15 protein-coding genes are annotated in these 15881 nt (G+C 72.7%); 7 read left to right on the top strand and 8 right to left on the bottom strand.

Features of this window, described 5'->3' with window-relative positions; genetic code table 11:
* Positions 1-36: 36 nt before the first annotated feature.
* From ABT048_RS12600 to ABT048_RS12585, 4 genes are read right to left on the bottom strand one after another with little or no spacing between them, the layout of a single operon-like run.
* Positions 37-1122 (bottom strand): ABC transporter ATP-binding protein, encoded by a 1086-nt coding sequence (locus tag ABT048_RS12600; RefSeq protein WP_350521342.1) that lies wholly within the window; start codon positions 1120-1122, stop codon positions 37-39.
* 54 nt (positions 1123-1176) lie between these two features.
* Positions 1177-1986, bottom strand: coding sequence for an ABC transporter permease (locus ABT048_RS12595; RefSeq protein ID WP_402804125.1), 810 nt, complete (start codon positions 1984-1986; stop codon positions 1177-1179).
* The gene (locus ABT048_RS12590) at positions 1986-2963 is read right to left on the bottom strand and encodes an ABC transporter permease (RefSeq protein WP_350521341.1); all 978 of its coding nucleotides are present in this window, start codon (positions 2961-2963) and stop codon (positions 1986-1988) included. Before ABT048_RS12590 ends, ABT048_RS12595 begins: the two co-directional genes overlap by 1 nt.
* A gap of 6 nt (positions 2964-2969) precedes the next feature.
* On the bottom strand, positions 2970-4133 hold the full coding sequence (locus ABT048_RS12585; RefSeq protein WP_350521340.1) for an ABC transporter substrate-binding protein: 1164 nt from the start codon (positions 4131-4133) through the stop codon (positions 2970-2972).
* Between the two features lie 458 nt (positions 4134-4591).
* Between ABT048_RS12585 and ABT048_RS12580 the strand changes: the two genes are divergently transcribed.
* Entirely contained in the window at positions 4592-5326 is a 735-nt protein-coding gene (locus ABT048_RS12580; RefSeq protein ID WP_396547018.1) for a GntR family transcriptional regulator, read from the top strand.
* 25 nt (positions 5327-5351) lie between these two features.
* Here the strand turns inward: ABT048_RS12580 and tmpA are convergent, their stop codons facing one another.
* Positions 5352-6932: a 2-trimethylaminoethylphosphonate dioxygenase gene (gene tmpA / locus ABT048_RS12575; RefSeq protein ID WP_350521338.1), complete on the bottom strand. Its 1581-nt coding sequence runs from the start codon at positions 6930-6932 to the stop codon at positions 5352-5354.
* A gap of 182 nt (positions 6933-7114) precedes the next feature.
* Here tmpA and ABT048_RS12570 point away from each other — a divergent pair, with 182 nt between their 5' ends.
* Positions 7115-7717, top strand: a complete 603-nt coding sequence (locus tag ABT048_RS12570) for a hypothetical protein (RefSeq protein WP_350521337.1) — start codon at positions 7115-7117, stop codon at positions 7715-7717.
* Between the two features lie 10 nt (positions 7718-7727).
* On the opposite strand, the gene ABT048_RS12565 is transcribed toward ABT048_RS12570, so the two are convergent.
* Both ABT048_RS12565 and ABT048_RS12560 read right to left on the bottom strand, forming a co-directional pair.
* Positions 7728-8267 carry a GNAT family N-acetyltransferase gene (locus ABT048_RS12565; RefSeq protein WP_350521336.1) on the bottom strand — a complete coding sequence of 180 codons (540 nt, stop codon included), beginning with the start codon at positions 8265-8267 and terminating at the stop codon, positions 7728-7730.
* Complete coding sequence (locus tag ABT048_RS12560) at positions 8264-9058, bottom strand: NsdA family TPR-like regulatory protein (protein WP_350521335.1); 795 nt, start codon at positions 9056-9058, stop codon at positions 8264-8266. Before ABT048_RS12560 ends, ABT048_RS12565 begins: the two co-directional genes overlap by 4 nt.
* 292 nt (positions 9059-9350) lie before the next feature.
* Here ABT048_RS12560 and ABT048_RS12555 point away from each other — a divergent pair, with 292 nt between their 5' ends.
* Positions 9351-9698, top strand: coding sequence for a DUF6087 family protein (locus ABT048_RS12555; RefSeq protein WP_350521334.1), 348 nt, complete (start codon positions 9351-9353; stop codon positions 9696-9698).
* A gap of 95 nt (positions 9699-9793) precedes the next feature.
* Complete coding sequence (locus ABT048_RS12550; RefSeq protein ID WP_350521333.1) at positions 9794-11437, top strand: APC family permease; 1644 nt, start codon at positions 9794-9796, stop codon at positions 11435-11437.
* A 58-nt stretch (positions 11438-11495) separates the two neighbouring features.
* Here ABT048_RS12550 and ABT048_RS12545 read toward each other — a convergent pair whose 3' ends face one another.
* On the bottom strand, positions 11496-12605 hold the full coding sequence (locus ABT048_RS12545; RefSeq protein ID WP_350521332.1) for a pyridoxal-phosphate-dependent aminotransferase family protein: 1110 nt from the start codon (positions 12603-12605) through the stop codon (positions 11496-11498).
* A 76-nt stretch (positions 12606-12681) separates the two neighbouring features.
* On the opposite strand from ABT048_RS12545, the gene ABT048_RS12540 reads away from it, so the two are divergent.
* The 3 genes from ABT048_RS12540 to ABT048_RS12530 all read left to right on the top strand — a co-directional run bounded on the left by ABT048_RS12540 (position 12682) and on the right by ABT048_RS12530 (position 15771).
* The gene (locus ABT048_RS12540) at positions 12682-13773 is read left to right on the top strand and encodes an amidohydrolase family protein (protein WP_350521331.1); all 1092 of its coding nucleotides are present in this window, start codon (positions 12682-12684) and stop codon (positions 13771-13773) included.
* A 167-nt stretch (positions 13774-13940) separates the two neighbouring features.
* Positions 13941-14618 carry a uracil-DNA glycosylase gene (locus ABT048_RS12535; protein WP_350521330.1) on the top strand — a complete coding sequence of 226 codons (678 nt, stop codon included), beginning with the start codon at positions 13941-13943 and terminating at the stop codon, positions 14616-14618.
* Between the two features lie 139 nt (positions 14619-14757).
* Complete coding sequence (locus ABT048_RS12530) at positions 14758-15771, top strand: SCO1860 family LAETG-anchored protein (protein ID WP_350521329.1); 1014 nt, start codon at positions 14758-14760, stop codon at positions 15769-15771.
* Positions 15772-15881: the final 110 nt, after the last annotated feature.

Below are 15881 nucleotides of genomic sequence, written 5' to 3'. Positions count from 1 at the left end.
TGGTTCTCGAAGTCGGAGCAGGGACGTGCAAGGCTCTCAGGCCGGGCGGCGGTCCACCAGCACGGGGCGCTCGGGGAGGGTGAGCTCGGCGCGCGAACCGGCCGGCAGCGCGGCGGTGGCCTCGGTCGGCAGGTCGGCCTTCACCTCGGTGCCGTCGTCGAGGCGGACGGTGAGCCGGGTGACGGCGCCCAGGAAGGACGCGTTGACCACCAGGGCGGGGCCGTTCTCGGCGGGCGTCAGGTCGACGTTCTCCGGGCGGACCAGCACCTGCAGCTCGCCGTCGGCCGGGACCTCGCCGTCCACCGCGTGGCGGCGGCCGAGCACCTCGACGCCGTCCGAGGTGCGGGTGCACGGGATGCGGCTCATGGTGCCGACGAACTCGGCGACGAAGGCGGTGGCCGGCCGGCCGTACAGCTCGGACGGCGTGGCGCACTGCTCCAGGCGGCCCGCGCGCAGCACCGCGACCCGGTCGGCCATCGACAGCGCCTCCTCCTGGTCGTGGGTGACGAACAGGGTGGTGATGCCCAGCTCCTGCTGCAGGCGGCGGATCTCCTCGCGCAGCTGCAGCCGGACCTTGGCGTCCAGCGCGGACAGCGGCTCGTCGAGCAGCAGCACCCGCGGCTGCAGGGCGAGCGCGCGGGCCAGCGCGATGCGCTGCTGCTGACCGCCGGACATCTGGTGCGGGTAGTGCTCGGCGCGGTGCGGCAGGCCGACCAGCTCCAGCAGCTCCTGGGCGCGCTTGCGGCGGTCGGCCTTGCCGGTGCCGCGCATCCGCAGCCCGAAGGCGACGTTGTCCAGCGCGGTCAGGTGCGGGAAGAGGCTGTACGACTGGAACACCATGCCCGCGTCGCGCTTGTGCGCCGGGATCGCGGTGATGTCCCGGCCGTCGACCAGGACCTCGCCGGAGTCGTGCTGCTCGAAGCCGGCCAGGATGCGCAGCGCGGTGGTCTTGCCGCAGCCGGACGGGCCGAGCAGGGCGAGCAGTTCGCCCGGGTGGACGGTGAGGTCCAGGCCGTCGAGGGCGGTGGTGGCGCCGAACGAGCGGCGCAGCGAGCGGAACTCGACGGTGGCGCTGCCGGGGGCGAGCGCGACGCCGGTGACGGGGGCGGGGGCCGTGGTCATGGCAGGGAACTCCTGGAAAGCGGGGGGTGGTTCAGGACCGTACGGGCGGTGCGCTCAGGAGCGCGCGGTCTTGCGGCCGCGGCCGACGGCGGACATCAACAGCAGGACGAGCCAGACGATCAACAGGCTGAGCATGGAGACCGCGACGGACATCTGGCCGTCGCTCTTGCCGTTGGAGTTGATCCACACCGAGAAGGGGGCGAAGCCCAGGATCGAGGCGGTGGTGAACTCGCCGAGCACCAGGGCGACGGTGAGCACGGCCGCGTTCAGCAGCGCGCTGCGCAGGTTCGGCAGGACGACGGTGAACACCGCGCGCAGCCAGCCGGCGCCGCAGTTGCGGGCGGCCTCGACCAGGGTCACGACGTCCACGCCGCGCAGGCCGGCGTCGATCGCCCGGTAGGCGAAGGGCAGCGCCATCAGCACGTACGCGATGACCAGGACGATCGGGAACTGCGGGTCCTGGATCGCCACGATGGTCTGGAACAGCGGGGTGTCCTGCAGGTAGTCCGGGCCCCAGCGCAGCACGCCGATGATGCCCGTGGTGAGCGCGACCACCGGGACGACCAGCGGCATCGAGCACATCACCTCGATCACCGGGCGCAGCTTGGGCGCGCCGAGCCGGGCGGCGAGCATCGCCGGGACGAGCAGGAGCAGCAGCACCGCGACGGTGACGCCGGCCAGTTCGAGGCTGAGCACCAGGCTGTCGGTGAAGCCGGGGGCGTTCAGCAGCTCGGTGTAGGCGCGGAAGGTGGTGCCGCCCTTGTTGTCGTCGATGCTGAACCACAGCGAGGCGGCCATCGGCACGGCGAAGTAGACGCCGCAGAGCAGCAGGACCAGGCCGCGGCCGAAACGGATGCGATCGATCAGGCGAGCCACTTGGCACTCCGGCGCTGAAGGGGCAGGTACACGGCCATCACCAGGCAGGCGACCACGATCATGTCGAGGCCGAGGGCGAGGGCGAGGTTGCCCTGGCCGACCAGGACGTTGCCGGACAGCGCGTCGCCGATCTGCATCGAGATCAGCGGCACCGAACTGCCCACCATGGCCTCGGCGGTGGCGTACGCGGCGAAGGAGGCGCCGAACAGCAGCACGAAGCCGCCGAGCAGCGAGGGCAGCAGGACGGGCAGCGCGACGTGCCGCCAGTACTGCAGCGAGGTGGCGCCGTTGTTCTGGGCGGCCTCGCGCCACTGCACGCGCAGGCCCTCCAGGGCCGGCGTGATGGTGATGACCATCAGCGGGACCAGGAAGTAGAGGTAGACCACCGAGAGACCGGAGAAGGTGTAGAGGCTCCAGCCGTGCGCGGTCAGGCCGAGCTTCTTGGTGACCTCGCCGGAGTTGCCGAGGGTGGCGACGAACATGAACGCCAGCGGCACGCCGCCGAAGTTGGCGAGCACGCCGGAGGCCGACATCACCGCCTCGCGGAACATCCGGAACCGGGAGGTCGCCACGGCCTGGGCCAGCGGCAGGCCGACCACGGTGGCGATCAGCGCGGTCAGCAGCGAGAGCTTCACACTGCCCCACAGGGCCGTCCAGTAGGCGCCCTGGAGCGAGCCGGTGAGATTGTCGGTGGTGAAGGTGCCGCCGCCATCGGGTGCGTCCGAGGACGTGGTGAACGCGCCGATGGCGATCGCGACGGCGGGCAGGCCGAAGCCGATCACGAAGAACAGCAGCAGGGGGAGGGCGGCGAGCCACGCTCGGCCGCCGCCGCCCCGGCGCTTGCCGGAGCGGGGGGCCTTGGCCGTGCGGGCCGAGGCCGTGGTGGGGGTTGCGGGGCCGGGGGCGCCCCCGCCGCTCTGGGCGGCGGAGGCGGTGGCCGGCACCGGGGTGGGAGCCGTGGTCATCTCAGGTCAGCCCGCGATCGCCTTGGCCCAGTTCTCGGTCACGGTCTTCTTGGCCGCGTCCGTCTGGTCCTGGGTCGGGAAGGTGGTGAAGGGCTTCTCGACCGGCGGGAGCTTGGCGGCGGCGGCCGCGTCCAGGGTGCCGGCGGCCTTCATGGCGTCGAACAGGGCCGGGGTGGCGTAGCCACCGAGGAAGCCGTTCTGGCCCTGGGCGCTGTAGAGGTACTCCTCCCACAGGCGCGCGGCGGCCGGGTGCGGGGCGTCCTTGTTGATCGCCTGGTTGTAGTACTGGGCGTAGGAGCCGTCCGAGGGGATGGCCACCTGCCAGTCGATGCCCTTGTCCTTGAACTTGTCGGCGTAGCCGGCGTTCAGGTACGACCAGTCGATCGAGATCGGGGTCTCGCCCTTCTCGATGGTCGCCGGGGTGACCTCGACCGGGTTGAAGTTGCCGGCCTGCTTGACCTTGCCGAAGAAGTCGATGCCGGGCTGGATGTTGTCCAGCGAGCCGCCGTTGGCGAGCGCGGCCGCGTACACGGCGCCGAAGGCGGCGCCGGCCTTGGTCGGGTTGCCGTTGAGGGCGACCATGCCCTTGTAGTCGGGCTTCAGCAGGTCGGCGAAGGTCTTCGGGCAGACGGACACCTTCTTGGCGTCGCAGCCGATCGACATGTAGCCGCCGTAGTCGTTGTAGTGCCGACCGTCGGCGTCCTTCATGGTGGCCGGGATCTTGTCGAAGTCCGTCACCTTGTACGGGGCCAGCAGGCCCTGCTTGGCGGCGCTCAGCGCGAAGGCGGAGCCGAGGTCGACGACGTCGGGTGCGCGGTCCTGGCCCTTGCGGGAGGTGACCGCGTTGATCTCGTCCTGGCTGGAGCCGTCCGGGTTCTCGTCCTCGATCTCGATGCCGTACTTGGCCTTGAAGTCGTCCATCAGCTTGCCGTAGTTCGCCCAGTCGCGCGGCAGCGTGATGACGTGCAGCTTGCCCTCCTTCTTGGCGGCGGCGACCAGCGCGTCCATGCCGCCGAAGTCGGCGACCGAGGTGGCGGTCTTGGCGTTCTTGCCGCCCGCGGCGTCGCCGGACTTCGCGGAGGAGCCGGCGGAACCGCAGGCGGTGAGGGAGAGCGCGGCGGCGGTCAGGACGGCCGCGAAGGCGGCGGTACGGGCGCGGTGCACGGACACGGGTCAGTCTCCTGAGAAGGGGGAACTGCGAGTGGGCGTCTCGATCGGGGGATCTGGCGAGTGGCGGTCCGGAGTCGTCCGGCTTCGGGGGCTGTTCGGAACCGTCCGAGTTGACTAGCCAACTTCGCTGACGGAGGTAAGTACGCCGGAGCCCGGTGACGGGAAGGTGAACGGACGGCCCAGAACCGGGGTCGGCTACGGGAACGGTGGAATCCGGCCATCGGAGCGTGATCCGTTCGGTGCGATGCTTCGAAGGCGTAGCGGGATAGGGTCTGGCTGTCCGCGCCGGTACCGCTGCGCAGGACACCGCCCCAGGAGGGACATTGACTGACGTGGCAACCGAGCCCCAGCGCCCCGAGGCCGAGGGGCGCCCGGCCGCGAGAGAGCACGCCGGCACCGAGGAGCGTCCCGTCGGCGGGGACCGCCCCGCCGCGACCGGGGAGCGGGCCTCCGGCGCGCTGTACCGGAAGGTGGCCGCCGACCTGCGCGAGGCCATCACCACCGGCGCGTTCGGCGAGGCCGGCCGGCTGCCCGCCGAGGGCGCGCTGGCCGAGCAGTACGGCGTCTCGCGCGGCACGGTCCGTCAGGCGCTCGCGGTGCTCCGCTCCGACGGGCTGGTCACCTCCCGCCGCGGCACCCGCCGGGTGGTGCTCGGCGGCGCGCGGGTGCAGAGCTTCTCCGAACTGCTCAGCTTCACGCACTGGGCGTACTCCATGGGCGAGGAGCCCGGCGGCATCCTGGACTCGCTGGTGCGCCGCCCGGCGGACGCCGCCGAGCGCGAGCAACTGCGCCTGGAACCGGGCGCCGAGGTGTACGTGACGGTCCGGCTGCGGACGCTGTCCGGCACGCCGGTGATGGTCGAACGCACCGTCTACCCGCCGCGGGTCGGCGAGATCGTCGCCGAACTGCCGCCGGACGTGGTCTCGCACACCGAGGTGCTGCGCGAGCACGGCATCCTGTTCACCGACGCCGACCACACCATCGACATCGTCGCCGCCAACGCCGAGGACGCCCGGCTGCTCGGCTGCCGCCGCGGCGGCCCGCTGCTGCGCGAGCGGCGCCGGACCACCGACCCGACCGGGACCCCGGTGGAGTGGTCCCAGGACCGCTACCTGCCCGGGACGGTGGCGTTCAGCGTGCACAACTCCCTTGCCACCTCGGCGCTTTCGCGGCACGCGCGGGAGATGGACTGAGCCGTCCCCCGCGCGTCCCGGTGCGCTACCGCATGAGGGCGGCGAGCAGCGGCCGGTAGTGGTCGAAGCCGGGAGTCGGCGCGCCGGCCACCTTCGCCTGCTCGTCCCAGCGCCGTACGGCCACCGCGTCGACCGCGCCGGGGAGTTCGGCGAAGGCGGCGGCCTCGGCGTCGGACATCGGGCCGCCCTGGACGCTCAGCGTGTACTCGGAGGCCGCGGAGAGCCGGTCGCGGTACCCGGGCTCGACCGCGCACAGGTAGCGCTTGGCCGCCACGTGCAGCCGGACCGGCTCGGTGACCTCCGGGCCGAACCAACGGGCCAGCCAGTCGGCGCCGGTGTCGCTGTGCCGGTTGTCGTTCGCCTGCATCAGGTCCCGTCCGTGCAGGGCCCCCTGGAAGTGGCCGACGTCGTGCAGCAGGGCGGCGGCGACCAGGTGGTCCGGCGCTCCGGCGGCCTCGGCGGCAGCGGCGGCCTGCAGCATGTGCTCGGCCATGGTGACCTCCTCGCCCAGGTACTCCCCGGCGCCCTCGCCCGCGAACAGCCCGGCGACCGCGTCCAGGGCGGCGGCGCGGTGGTGCAGCACGGCGAGGGTGCTCGACAGCGAGTCCAGGTCGGCGTAGCAGCCCTGGAGGTGCCGGTGGCCGTCCTGCCGGAAGGCCGTGCGGGCGTGCAGCAGGCGGGTGTTGTCGAAGACCAGGCAGTCGCCGGGGCCGAGGCGGAAGGTGAGCTGCAGCTCGGGGCGCAGGGTGATCGCGGCGAAGCGGCGGTAGGCGGCGTAGAAGGCGCTCAGCTGCTCGCCGCTCCCGCGCAGGGTGCCGATCGAGCGGTTGTTGAACCGCACCTCGCGGATCCGGCCGAGGGCGTCGACGTCGATCAGCGGACGGTCGGCGCGCAGCTCGGTGCGACGGTCGCGGAAGACGAAGGGGACGGGCGTGCGGGTCAGCGTCTCGAAGTCCGCCGGCGCCTCCGCGCGGAGGACCGCCGCGGCCTTGAAGCCGTCCACCAGACCGGAGTCCCCGCCGGTCGCCGAGTTCTCCAGGCAGTGCAGCAGCTGCAGCGTCGGCACCGGGTCGCGGTACGGGTTGTCGGTGTGCGGCGCGATGGCGGCGCTGGTGAAGGCGAGGTTGTTCGGGTCCGGCTCGACCCGGACGTCGAACAGCTCCCCGTAGTTGGTGACCCGCACGTACCCGAAGCTCTCCGCCACCCGCAGCACCTGCCGCTCCACGGCCGGCACCCCGCGCAGCACCGCGAACCCGCTGCGGCGGACGGCGGCGAGCACCGCGGCCTGCTCGGCCGGGTCGGTCAGGTAGGTCTCCCACTCCGCCTCGGGGATGCCGCGGGCGAAGTCCGCGGCCGCCCAGAGCCGCTTGCCCTGCTCGGTGCGGCCGTCCCCCTCGTCCTCCTCCGCCAGCCAGTCGAGCGGGTAGCGGGAGCGGTGCCCGTCCGACCAGAGCACCTCCAGCCGACCGTCGGACTCGGTGCTCGCCGCGATCGTCAGATCCTCCGGCAGGTCGTTGATCTGGAACAGCTTCTGCCCGTTGCGCGGGTCCCGGCACTCGGCGCACGGGCAGTTGTCGCGCAGCCAGTACGGCGACGGCTCGGTCATGGGGTGGTCTCCTGTTCGGTGGCTTCCGGCGCGAAGTTGTATAGCCAACTTCCCCCCTTGCGGGAGCCTGCCTGCCCGCGGTGAGCTCCGCGTGCCCCGTGGGTGAACGCTGCGCGAACTGTGCGGGGGGCAGCCCCCGAAGCCGGTTGCGCGGCGCGGTCCGGACCTGCTCGGATGTGCCGGTGAACGATCGACTCCCGAGAACCGTCGCACTGACGGCGCTGGCCGCACTGGCGGTCTCCTGCACCGGCAACGGCGCCACCCCGACCGCCGCGCAGGCCTCCGTGCCGACCGCCGCGCAGGCCGCCACCGGGGCGGCGGCGGACCGGCAGTACCGCCCGCCCCAGGAGTTCGACGGCCTGCCGTCCGTCCCGGACTCCGCCTTCGTGAAGCTCATCCGCAGCGGGGTCGCCAAGGGGGACCTGCCCGCCACCGCCGTGGGCACCAGCTACATCAGCGCCGACCGGGCCCGGAACATCACCGTCCGCGTGATGCCGCAGCACAACACCGACCCGGCCGCGGCCCTGGACGAACTGATGGCGAAGGAGCTTCCCAAGCCGGAACTGCGCGCCGGATTCACGGAAGCCGACCCGGGCGAGCGTGGCGGTGTGATGCGCTGCGGCTCCTTCGGCGCCGACGGCAGCACGGTCAGCGCGCTCTGCCTCTGGAGCGACGGCAGCATGCTGGGCATCTACGGCGAGTACGTCCGGGGCACGGAGCAGGACGTCGACGCCGCCGCCCGCCACGCCCGCGACTTCCGCCGGCTCGCCGAGGCCCCCTCCTGAGCCCGGCCGCTCATCCGAGATTCAGCAGCATGACGTCGTGCTCGGCCGCGCCCTCCCACGGGACGGCCGCCCCCACACGTCGATAGCCCCACGCCCGGTACGCGGCCTGGGCCGCCGTGGCCCCCGGGCGGCTGTTGAGCATCACCCTCTGGTTGTCCAACCCGTCCACCAGGGCGCGGTGCATCGCGGTGGCGACACCCCGCCTGCGCCAGGCGGGGCGTACGGCCAGCTCGAACAGGCCGAAGGTCCGGTTTCCGTCCTCGTGACGAAGGTCCTCGGGGACAGCCTCGATGAGGGTGTCCCACCAGCCCGTGTTCGCCGCCAGCGGGTGGCCGTAGGCCATCCCGACCACCGTTTCGCCGTAGATCGCCACTGCTGCCCGGAACCCGCGCCGCCGCACCTGCGACCGGAAGCGCCGGAACGCCCGCTCGACATCGGGCGGACCCTCCCCGTACGGCGGTTCCGCGAAGGCCTCGGAGAAAACGGCCTTCAGCTGCTCTTCCGAGTCGACTGCTCGGTCACCGTTCAGAACCAGGATCGCAATCGTCACGCCGGCCTTCCCTTCTTCGTCGTCACCCCGAGTTCCCGCATCCGTTCCAGGAAGTCCCGTGTCGACGCCGTATCGATGAGCTCGGCAGAGGTCGCCACGGTTCGCAGCCGCGTCACCAACCGGGCAGAAGTCATGCCCTGGGCTGCGTCGGCGCTCGCCGATGCCTCCGTGCAAGCCTCCTCCACCTCCCCGGCCTTCATGAGCACCTCGGCCAAACGTGCCCGGTAGAGCGCCGCGTTGCGGCCGTACGTCGGCCCGAGCCGGTTCACGGCGGACCGCAAGAAGGGGATCGCATGGACCGGGTGACCGGTCTCCACATGCCACACCGCAGTGGCGTAGTCGACTTCGACCTGACCGGCGAACGCTGTCCACCGGGGCGCGTCGGTGTCCTTGTCGGAACGGTCGTGCCAGGTCAGTGCCAGCGAGAGCGCGCGACGGGCGCCCGCGTGATCTCCGGCCGACGACAAGGCCCGCGCCAGTCTCAGGGCCACCACTGATCTCACCCTGGGGCCGCCGTGCGTCTGAGCCAGGTGCTCGGCCGCGGTAGCCGCAGCCAGGGCTTCCCACGGGCGCCGCCGTTCGACGGCCAGCATGGACAGCTTGTCCAGTGATCTCACTTCCAGCAACGGATCGCCGATCAGGCGTGCCGACGTGAGTGCTTCCGTGCAGGCCGCCCGTGCTTGCGCCGGGCGGCCTGCGTCGAACTCGATCCACCCGAGATGGGAGTGCAGCGTGCCGGACAGGGAGTGCAGCTGGTGCCCCACCCGGTGTTCGTCAATCCACTCGAACACCACAACTGGTCGAAGATCGGAACATCACTCTCGGCGTGCAGCTCCTCACTGTGCACTGGGCTTTGAGGAAGCTGCTGGAGTTGGGCGAGGAGTCAGAGGAACTACGTGCCGCTCTGCCACCGGACCTCGGCGGCAGGGATTTCGCGGAGCTTTCGGTACGCCTCCGTTCGATGTTGGTCGGCTGGGTGGCCGAGCAGTCGGTCGAGACGCCCGCGCTTCGACTGCGATCCGCTCAGCGACTGTCGGTGCTCAACCAGGAGCCGAGGTAGCACGACGGGCTAGCCTCGGGGTGATGCCGAGTCGGAGGTGCCGGACCGTGGTTTTTCCCGAGGACGAATCTCTCACGGAGTGGTACGCCGCACGGGCTGATCGGGACAGGCCGCCAGGGACCAGGGACGCGATCGTGTTGGTACCCGAGGACCGGCAGGGACTGCATCCGTTCCACGATCTCCCGCGGCTCGTGGTCGAGTGGGACGGGCGGGACTGGCGGCCGGTCGCCGTCGCGGCCGACTTCTCGGAGGCCTATCCGCTGATCATGCGACGCGACGGGGAGCCGGTCGAGGCGCAGGACGATACGCCGGTGGCGTTACTGCGGAGGGGGAGCGGCCGTCATCGGCGGCCGCTTCGTCCGTCTGGCTGACGGGGGCGGGGTGCAGCGCGTTTCGGGGCGAGCGAGGGGCTGCGGCTGCGGCACTGTCGGGGTGGATTTTCCCCTGAAGCGAGAGGCGGCCGGGCATGGCTCATTCCGATACGAACACGGGGCCGATCGCCTCGGGGCACACCGGGCTCAAGCGTGAGGTCGGGGTCGCCGGGCTGCTGTGGGCCTCGGTCGGGGCGATCATCGGGTCCGGCTGGTTGTTCGGTGCGCAGAAGGCCGCGGTGGCGGCGGGGCCCGCGGCACTGGTGTCCTGGGCGATCGGCTCGGTGGCGATCATCCTGCTGGCGTTGGTGCACGCCGAGCTGGGCGGGCTGTTCCCGGTGGCGGGCGGGACGGCGCGGTACCCGCACTACGCCTTCGGCGGGTTCGCGGGGATGTCCTTCGGCTGGTTCACCTGGCTGCAGGCGGCGACCATCGCACCGATCGAGGTGCAAGCGATGATCAACTACTCCCAGCACTGGTCCTGGGCGGACGGCCTGCTGAACAAGGACCTGACGCTCACCGGCGCGGGCTTCGTCGTCGCAGCCGCGCTGATGGGCGTCTTCGTCGCGATCAACTTCCTCGGCGTCCGGCTGCTCGCGCACACCAACAGCGTGGCGACGGTCTGGAAGGTCGCCGTCCCGATCCTGACCATCTTCGCCCTCGGGATCACCGAGTTCCACGGCTCCAACTTCAACGTCCACGGCTTCGCACCGGACGGCGCCAAGGGCGTGCTCGCGGCGATCAGCACCAGCGGGGTGATCTTCGCGCTGCTCGGCTTCGAACAGGCCATCCAGTGGGCCGGCGAGAGCCGCAACCCCCGCCGGGACATCCCCCGGGCCGTCCTGGGGTCGGTGGTGATCGGCACGGTCATCTACATCATGCTCCAGGTGGTGTTCATCGGCGCCCTGCCGCCGGAGACCTTCGCCGGCGGCTGGGGCACGCTCACCTACCCCGGCATCAGCGGGCCGTTCGCGGGCCTCGCCACCCTGATCGGCCTGGGCTGGCTGGCCACCATCCTGTTCATCGACGCGATCATCTCGCCCGCCGGCACCGGCCTGGTCTACATGACCTCCAGCTCGCGGGTGACGTACGGCCTGAGCCGCAACGGCTACGCGCCCCAGGCCCTGCAGTTCACCGACAAGCGCTCGGTGCCCTGGCTGGGCCTGATCATCGCCTGGGTGGCCGGCGTGATCTGCTTCCTCCCCTTCCCCAGCTGGCAGCGGCTGGTCGGTTTCATCACCTCGGCCGTCGTGCTGATGTACGCCGGTGCCCCGCTGGCGTTCGGCGTGCTGCGCAAGCGGCTGCCGGGGATGGAGCGCTCGTACCACCTGCCCGGCGGCACGATCATCTCGCCGGTGGCCTTCGTGGTGGCGAGCCTCATCATCTACTGGTCCGGCTGGGACACCCTGTGGCGCCTGGGCCTGGCCATCGTGATCGGGTACGTGCTGCTCGGCGGGTACTCCGCGTACGCCGTCTCGAAGGGCGTGCCGAACGCGCCGCGGATGGACTTCAAGGCGGGGCAGTGGCTGCCGCCCTACCTGGTCGGGATGGGCCTGATCTCCTGGCAGGGCAGCTTCGGCGCGGGCGCGAAGGGGAACCTGCCGCTGTGGTGGGACATCCTCGTCGTGGTGGTGTTCTCGCTGGTCGTCTACTACTGGGCGCTGGCGGTCGCGCTGCCGGCGGAGGAGATCGAGCGGAACATCCGCGGCGTCGAGGTGGTGGACGCGGGCGGGCACTGAGCCCGGCGAACCGGAAGCGGCCCCCGGGAACCGTTCCCGGGGGCCGCTCCGCGTGTCCCTACGCCTCGACGTTCGCCTTCCAGGCCGCCCCGGCGGCGGCCAGGGCCGGCTCGGCGTCGGCGTCCGTGGCCGCCGCCAGACCGGCGAGGCAGGCGCGGACGGTGTCCAGCGAGGCCGCGGCGCCGTAGTGGTTGACCCGGAGCATCGAGGCGGCCAGTGCGCCGCCGCCCGGCTGGACGGGCAGCGCCGGGTCGAGGCGGGCGGCGATTTCGCCCGCGTGCAGCCCGTCCGGGGTACGCAGGGTGGTGGCGACCGGCGCCGCGTGGGCGTCCTCGGTGACGAAGGGGGAGAGGCCGCCGAGCGCGCGGACGCCGGCCCGGGTGGCGGCCGCGGCGGCGCGGTGGCGGGCGATGACGGCGGGCAGGCCGTCGGCGGCGATCCGGTCCAGGCAGGCGCCGAGGGCGAGCATCTCCAACTGGGCCGGGGCGTGCGGGAGCACGGCGCGGCCGGCGTCCGTCCAGCGCTCCTTCCAGTCGAGCAGCGACAGGTAGGAGCGGCGCGGGGCGGCCGGGTTGGCGGTGATCCGCTCCCAGGCGCGCTCGGAGACCGAGACGGCGGAGACCCCGGCGGGCCCGCCCATCGCCTTCTGGCCGCCGATCACGCACAGGTCGATGCCCCACTCGTCGGTGAGCAGCGGTTCGGCGGCGACGGAGGCGACCGCGTCGAGCATCAGCAGGGCGCCGTGCTCGCGGACGACGGCGCCGATCTCCGCGACCGGGTTGGTGTTGCCGGTCGCCGCCTCGGCGTGGACCAGCGAGACGAAGTCGATCCCGGGGTCGGCCCGGAGGGCCTCGGCGACCTGCTCCGCGCTCACCGCGCTGTCGAAGGGGACGGCGAGGTCGATGACGGTGGCGCCGCAGGACCGCAGCCAGTTGCCGAAGGTCTGCCCGTACGGGCCGGTGACGATGTTGAGCGCGGTGGAGCCCGGGTGGGCGGCGCCGCGGATCGCGGCCTCCAGGGGGAGGAGCGCCTCGCCCTGGGTGACGATCACGTCGGCCTCGGTGTGCAGCAGCGCGGCCACCTGGTCCTCGATCGCCGCGAACTCGGCGGCGCTGAGCGGGGGGAGGTCGAGGAAGGGACTCACGTCGTTGATGGCCTCTCGCTGCAAGGGACGGTCGGTGCGGGAACGAGTCTGCCGCATCTTCGCTACTTACACGGAACGTCTCCGTCGGTAGAGTGCGGCCATGAGCGATGGCGCGGTGCTGCACGTGCGGGGTCGGGTGCTGGTCGGTCCGGAGGACGTCCGGGACGAACTCTGGGTGGTGGACGGCCGGGTGAGCTTCACCCGCCCGCCGACCGCCGGGGACGTCCGGACGGTGACCGGCTGGGTGCTGCCGGGCCTGGTGGACGCGCACTGCCACGTCGGCCTGGACGCGCACGGCGCGGTGGACGCGCAGACCAGCGAGAAGCAGGCGCTCACCGACCGCGACGCCGGCACCCTGCTGATCCGCGACGCCGGCTCGGCCGCCGACACCCGCTGGATCGACGAGCGCGAGGACCTGCCCCGGATCATCCGCGCCGGGCGGCACATCGCCCGCACCCGCCGCTACATCCGCAACTACGCGCACGAGATCGAGCCCGGCGACCTGGCCGCGTACGTCCGGGCCGAGGCCCGGCGCGGGGACGGCTGGGTCAAGCTGGTCGGCGACTGGATCGACCGGGACCGCGGCGACCTGGCCGCCTGCTGGCCCGGCGACGCGCTGGCCGAGGCGATCGCGGCGGCGCACGAGGAGGGCGCGCGGGTCACCGCGCACTGCTTCTCCGCCGAGTCGCTGCCGGACCTGCTGGCGGCCGGGATCGACTGCGTCGAGCACGCCACCGGGCTGACCGAGGAGCTGATCCCGGTCTTCGCCGAGCGCGGCGTCGCCATCGTCCCGACCCTGGTCAACATCGCGACCTTCCCGGACCTCGCGGCCGGCGGCGAGGCCAAGTTCCCGGCCTGGTCGGCGCACATGCGGCGGCTGCACGAGCGCCGGTACGACACCGTCGGCGCGGCGCACGACGCGGGCATCCCGGTGTTCGTCGGCACGGACGCGGGCGGCTCGCTCGCGCACGGGCTGGTCGCGGACGAGGTGGCGGAGCTGGTGAAGGCGGGCCTGAGCCCGGCCGAGGCGCTGTCGGCGGCGAGCTGGGGCGCGCGGCGGTGGCTGGGGCGGCCAGGCCTGGAGGAGGGCGCGCCGGCGGACTTCGTGGTGTACGCGCAGGACCCGCGGGCGGACGTCCGGGTGCTCGCGGACCCGCAGCTGGTGGTGCTGCGGGGGAGGCCGGTCGGCTGACGGCGGGTCGGGTGCGCGGTTCGGGTCCGCCGGGTCCGTCGGGGCCGCCGGGCTGTCGGGTCCGCCGGGGCCGCTGCCGGGCCCGCGGAACGGGCCTCCCGACGGCCCCCGATCCCATGATCATCCGCCGGAACGCCCTGTCGGTGTAGGCCGATAGGGTGGCGACCATGGCACCGCGTCCACTGAATGAGATCGTCGAGCCCGGTTGGGCCACCGCCCTGGAACCCGTCGCCGGACGGGTCGCCGCGATGGGCGACTTCCTGCGCACCGAGCTGGCCGCAGGCCGCACCTACCTGCCCTCCGGCCCGAACGTGCTGCGGGCCTTCCAGCAGCCGTTCGCCGACGTGCGGGTGCTGATCGTCGGGCAGGACCCGTACCCGACCCCCGGCCATGCCGTCGGGCTCAGCTTCTCGGTGGCGCCGGAGGTGCGCCCGATCCCGGCGAGCCTGATCAACATCTACCAGGAGTACGGCACCGACCTGGGCCTGCCGCAGCCGTCCAACGGCGACCTCACCCCGTGGACGCAGCAGGGCGTGCTGCTGCTCAACCGCGCGCTGACCACCGCGCCGGGCAAGCCCGCCGCGCACCGCGGCAAGGGCTGGGAGGAGGTCACCGAGCAGGCGATCCGGGCGCTGGTGTCGCGCGGCGGCCCGCTGGTGGCGATCCTGTGGGGGCGCGACGCCCGTAACCTGCGGCCGTTGCTGGGAGCCGTCCCGGCGATCGAGTCGGCGCACCCGAGCCCGTACTCGGCGAGCGGTGGCTTCTTCGGCTCCCGGCCGTTCAGCCGGGCGAACGAGCTGCTGGTGCGGCAGGGGGCGCAGCCGGTGGACTGGCGGCTGGCCTGAGGCCCGTTCGTAGCAGAGTCAGGTCAGCGCGGAACGTCAATCTCACTCCAACGGGTGAAATGACGTTCCGTGTTGCTCATGTGACGGATTGTTCGAGAAGACTGGCGGCTCATCGTTCCATCTGTGTGGGGGTACCGCCTTGTCTGCTCGCCGAATCGTTTCTGCAACCGCCGTCGCCGCCGCCACCGCCGTGATGGCGGCGGGCACGCTGCTCACCGCCGGGCCCGTCCAGGCCGCTCCGGCCGCCCCGTCGGCCGAGCCCTCCCCGGGCAAAGCCCGCGCCGTCACCGCCGAAGTCGCGCTGGACGTCAAGCTGTTGAACAACGCCGTGGACGTCCCGGTGAACATCGCCCTGAACAAGGTGGAGTCGCCCGCACAGCGATCGGGGTCCCCCCGGCCGGAGGCCGGGGGAGGCTCCGTCCTCACCGCCGCGGTGGACGGTGTCGACCAGCAGGGCCCGGTCACCCTGGTCAAGGCCGACGTCGGCAAGTCCGTGACCCGCGTCGACGCCAAGGGCGCCACCGCCTCCGTGAAGCTGGTCAACGCCGACGTGCACGCCCCCGGCCTGCCCGCCACCGCGCTGCTCGGCCTGGAGGCCATGAGCGCCGAGGCGACCTGCCCGGTGGACGGGCAGCCCACCGCGGACGTGGTCGCGCCGGCCAAGCTGACCGTGCTCGGCAAGCCGGTCACCGTCGGCCTGTACGGGCCCACCAAGGTGGACGTGCCGCTGATCGGCAGCGTCACGGTGGAGTTCTCCAAGAAGACCACCACCTCGACCACCGCCGCCGCCTCGGCCCTGGAGGTGCAGGTCGAGGTGAACCCGCTGAACCTGAACGTCGCCAAGGTCAGCGGCAAGGTCACCGTCGCCTCGGTGGGCTGCGAGAAGCCCTCCGCGCCGTCGGCCGCCCCGTCCGCGACGAACGCCCCGAGCACCCCGCCCGCCGCACAGCCGGTGGCCGACACCACCACCTCGCACGCCGCCGTCCCGCCGGCCGGGGCCGGGAAGTCCGCGCAGCCGGAGCGGCTGGCCACCACCGGCGGCAGCAGCGCCACCGGCCCGCTGGCCGCCGGGGCCGCCGCCCTGGTCGCGGGCGGGGCGGCGGCGCTGTGGGCCACCCGGCGCCGCCGGGCCGCGCACGCCCGCCGGCACTGAGGCGACGTCGTGACCGGGGCCGGCCGCCGACTGCTGCGGTGACCGGCCCCGGCCTCGGCGGCCGGTCCGCGGAGGGCCCCGGGGGAGGGGCGCGTGCACCGCGCGAGGCG

Origin of the sequence: Kitasatospora sp. NPDC096140 (genome assembly GCF_040303045.1) — a bacterium.
In the GTDB taxonomy this organism is placed as follows: Bacteria; Actinomycetota; Actinomycetes; order Streptomycetales; family Streptomycetaceae; genus Kitasatospora.
The sequence above is the reverse complement of the archived record's forward strand: the minus strand, read 5'-3'. Positions and strand labels throughout refer to the sequence as shown.

Coding starts and splice junctions, on each gene's coding strand:
- ABT048_RS12540 (WP_350521331.1), top strand. CDS start 12,682: ATGAGCGATGGCGCGGTGCTGCACGTGCGGGGTCGGGTGCTGGTCGGT.
- ABT048_RS12555 (WP_350521334.1), top strand. CDS start 9,351: ATGCCGAGTCGGAGGTGCCGGACCGTGGTTTTTCCCGAGGACGAATCT.
- ABT048_RS12550 (WP_350521333.1), top strand. CDS start 9,794: ATGGCTCATTCCGATACGAACACGGGGCCGATCGCCTCGGGGCACACC.
- ABT048_RS12600 (WP_350521342.1), bottom strand. CDS start 1,122: ATGACCACGGCCCCCGCCCCCGTCACCGGCGTCGCGCTCGCCCCCGGC.
- tmpA (WP_350521338.1), bottom strand. CDS start 6,932: ATGACCGAGCCGTCGCCGTACTGGCTGCGCGACAACTGCCCGTGCGCC.
- ABT048_RS12535 (WP_350521330.1), top strand. CDS start 13,941: ATGGCACCGCGTCCACTGAATGAGATCGTCGAGCCCGGTTGGGCCACC.
- ABT048_RS12590 (WP_350521341.1), bottom strand. CDS start 2,963: ATGACCACGGCTCCCACCCCGGTGCCGGCCACCGCCTCCGCCGCCCAG.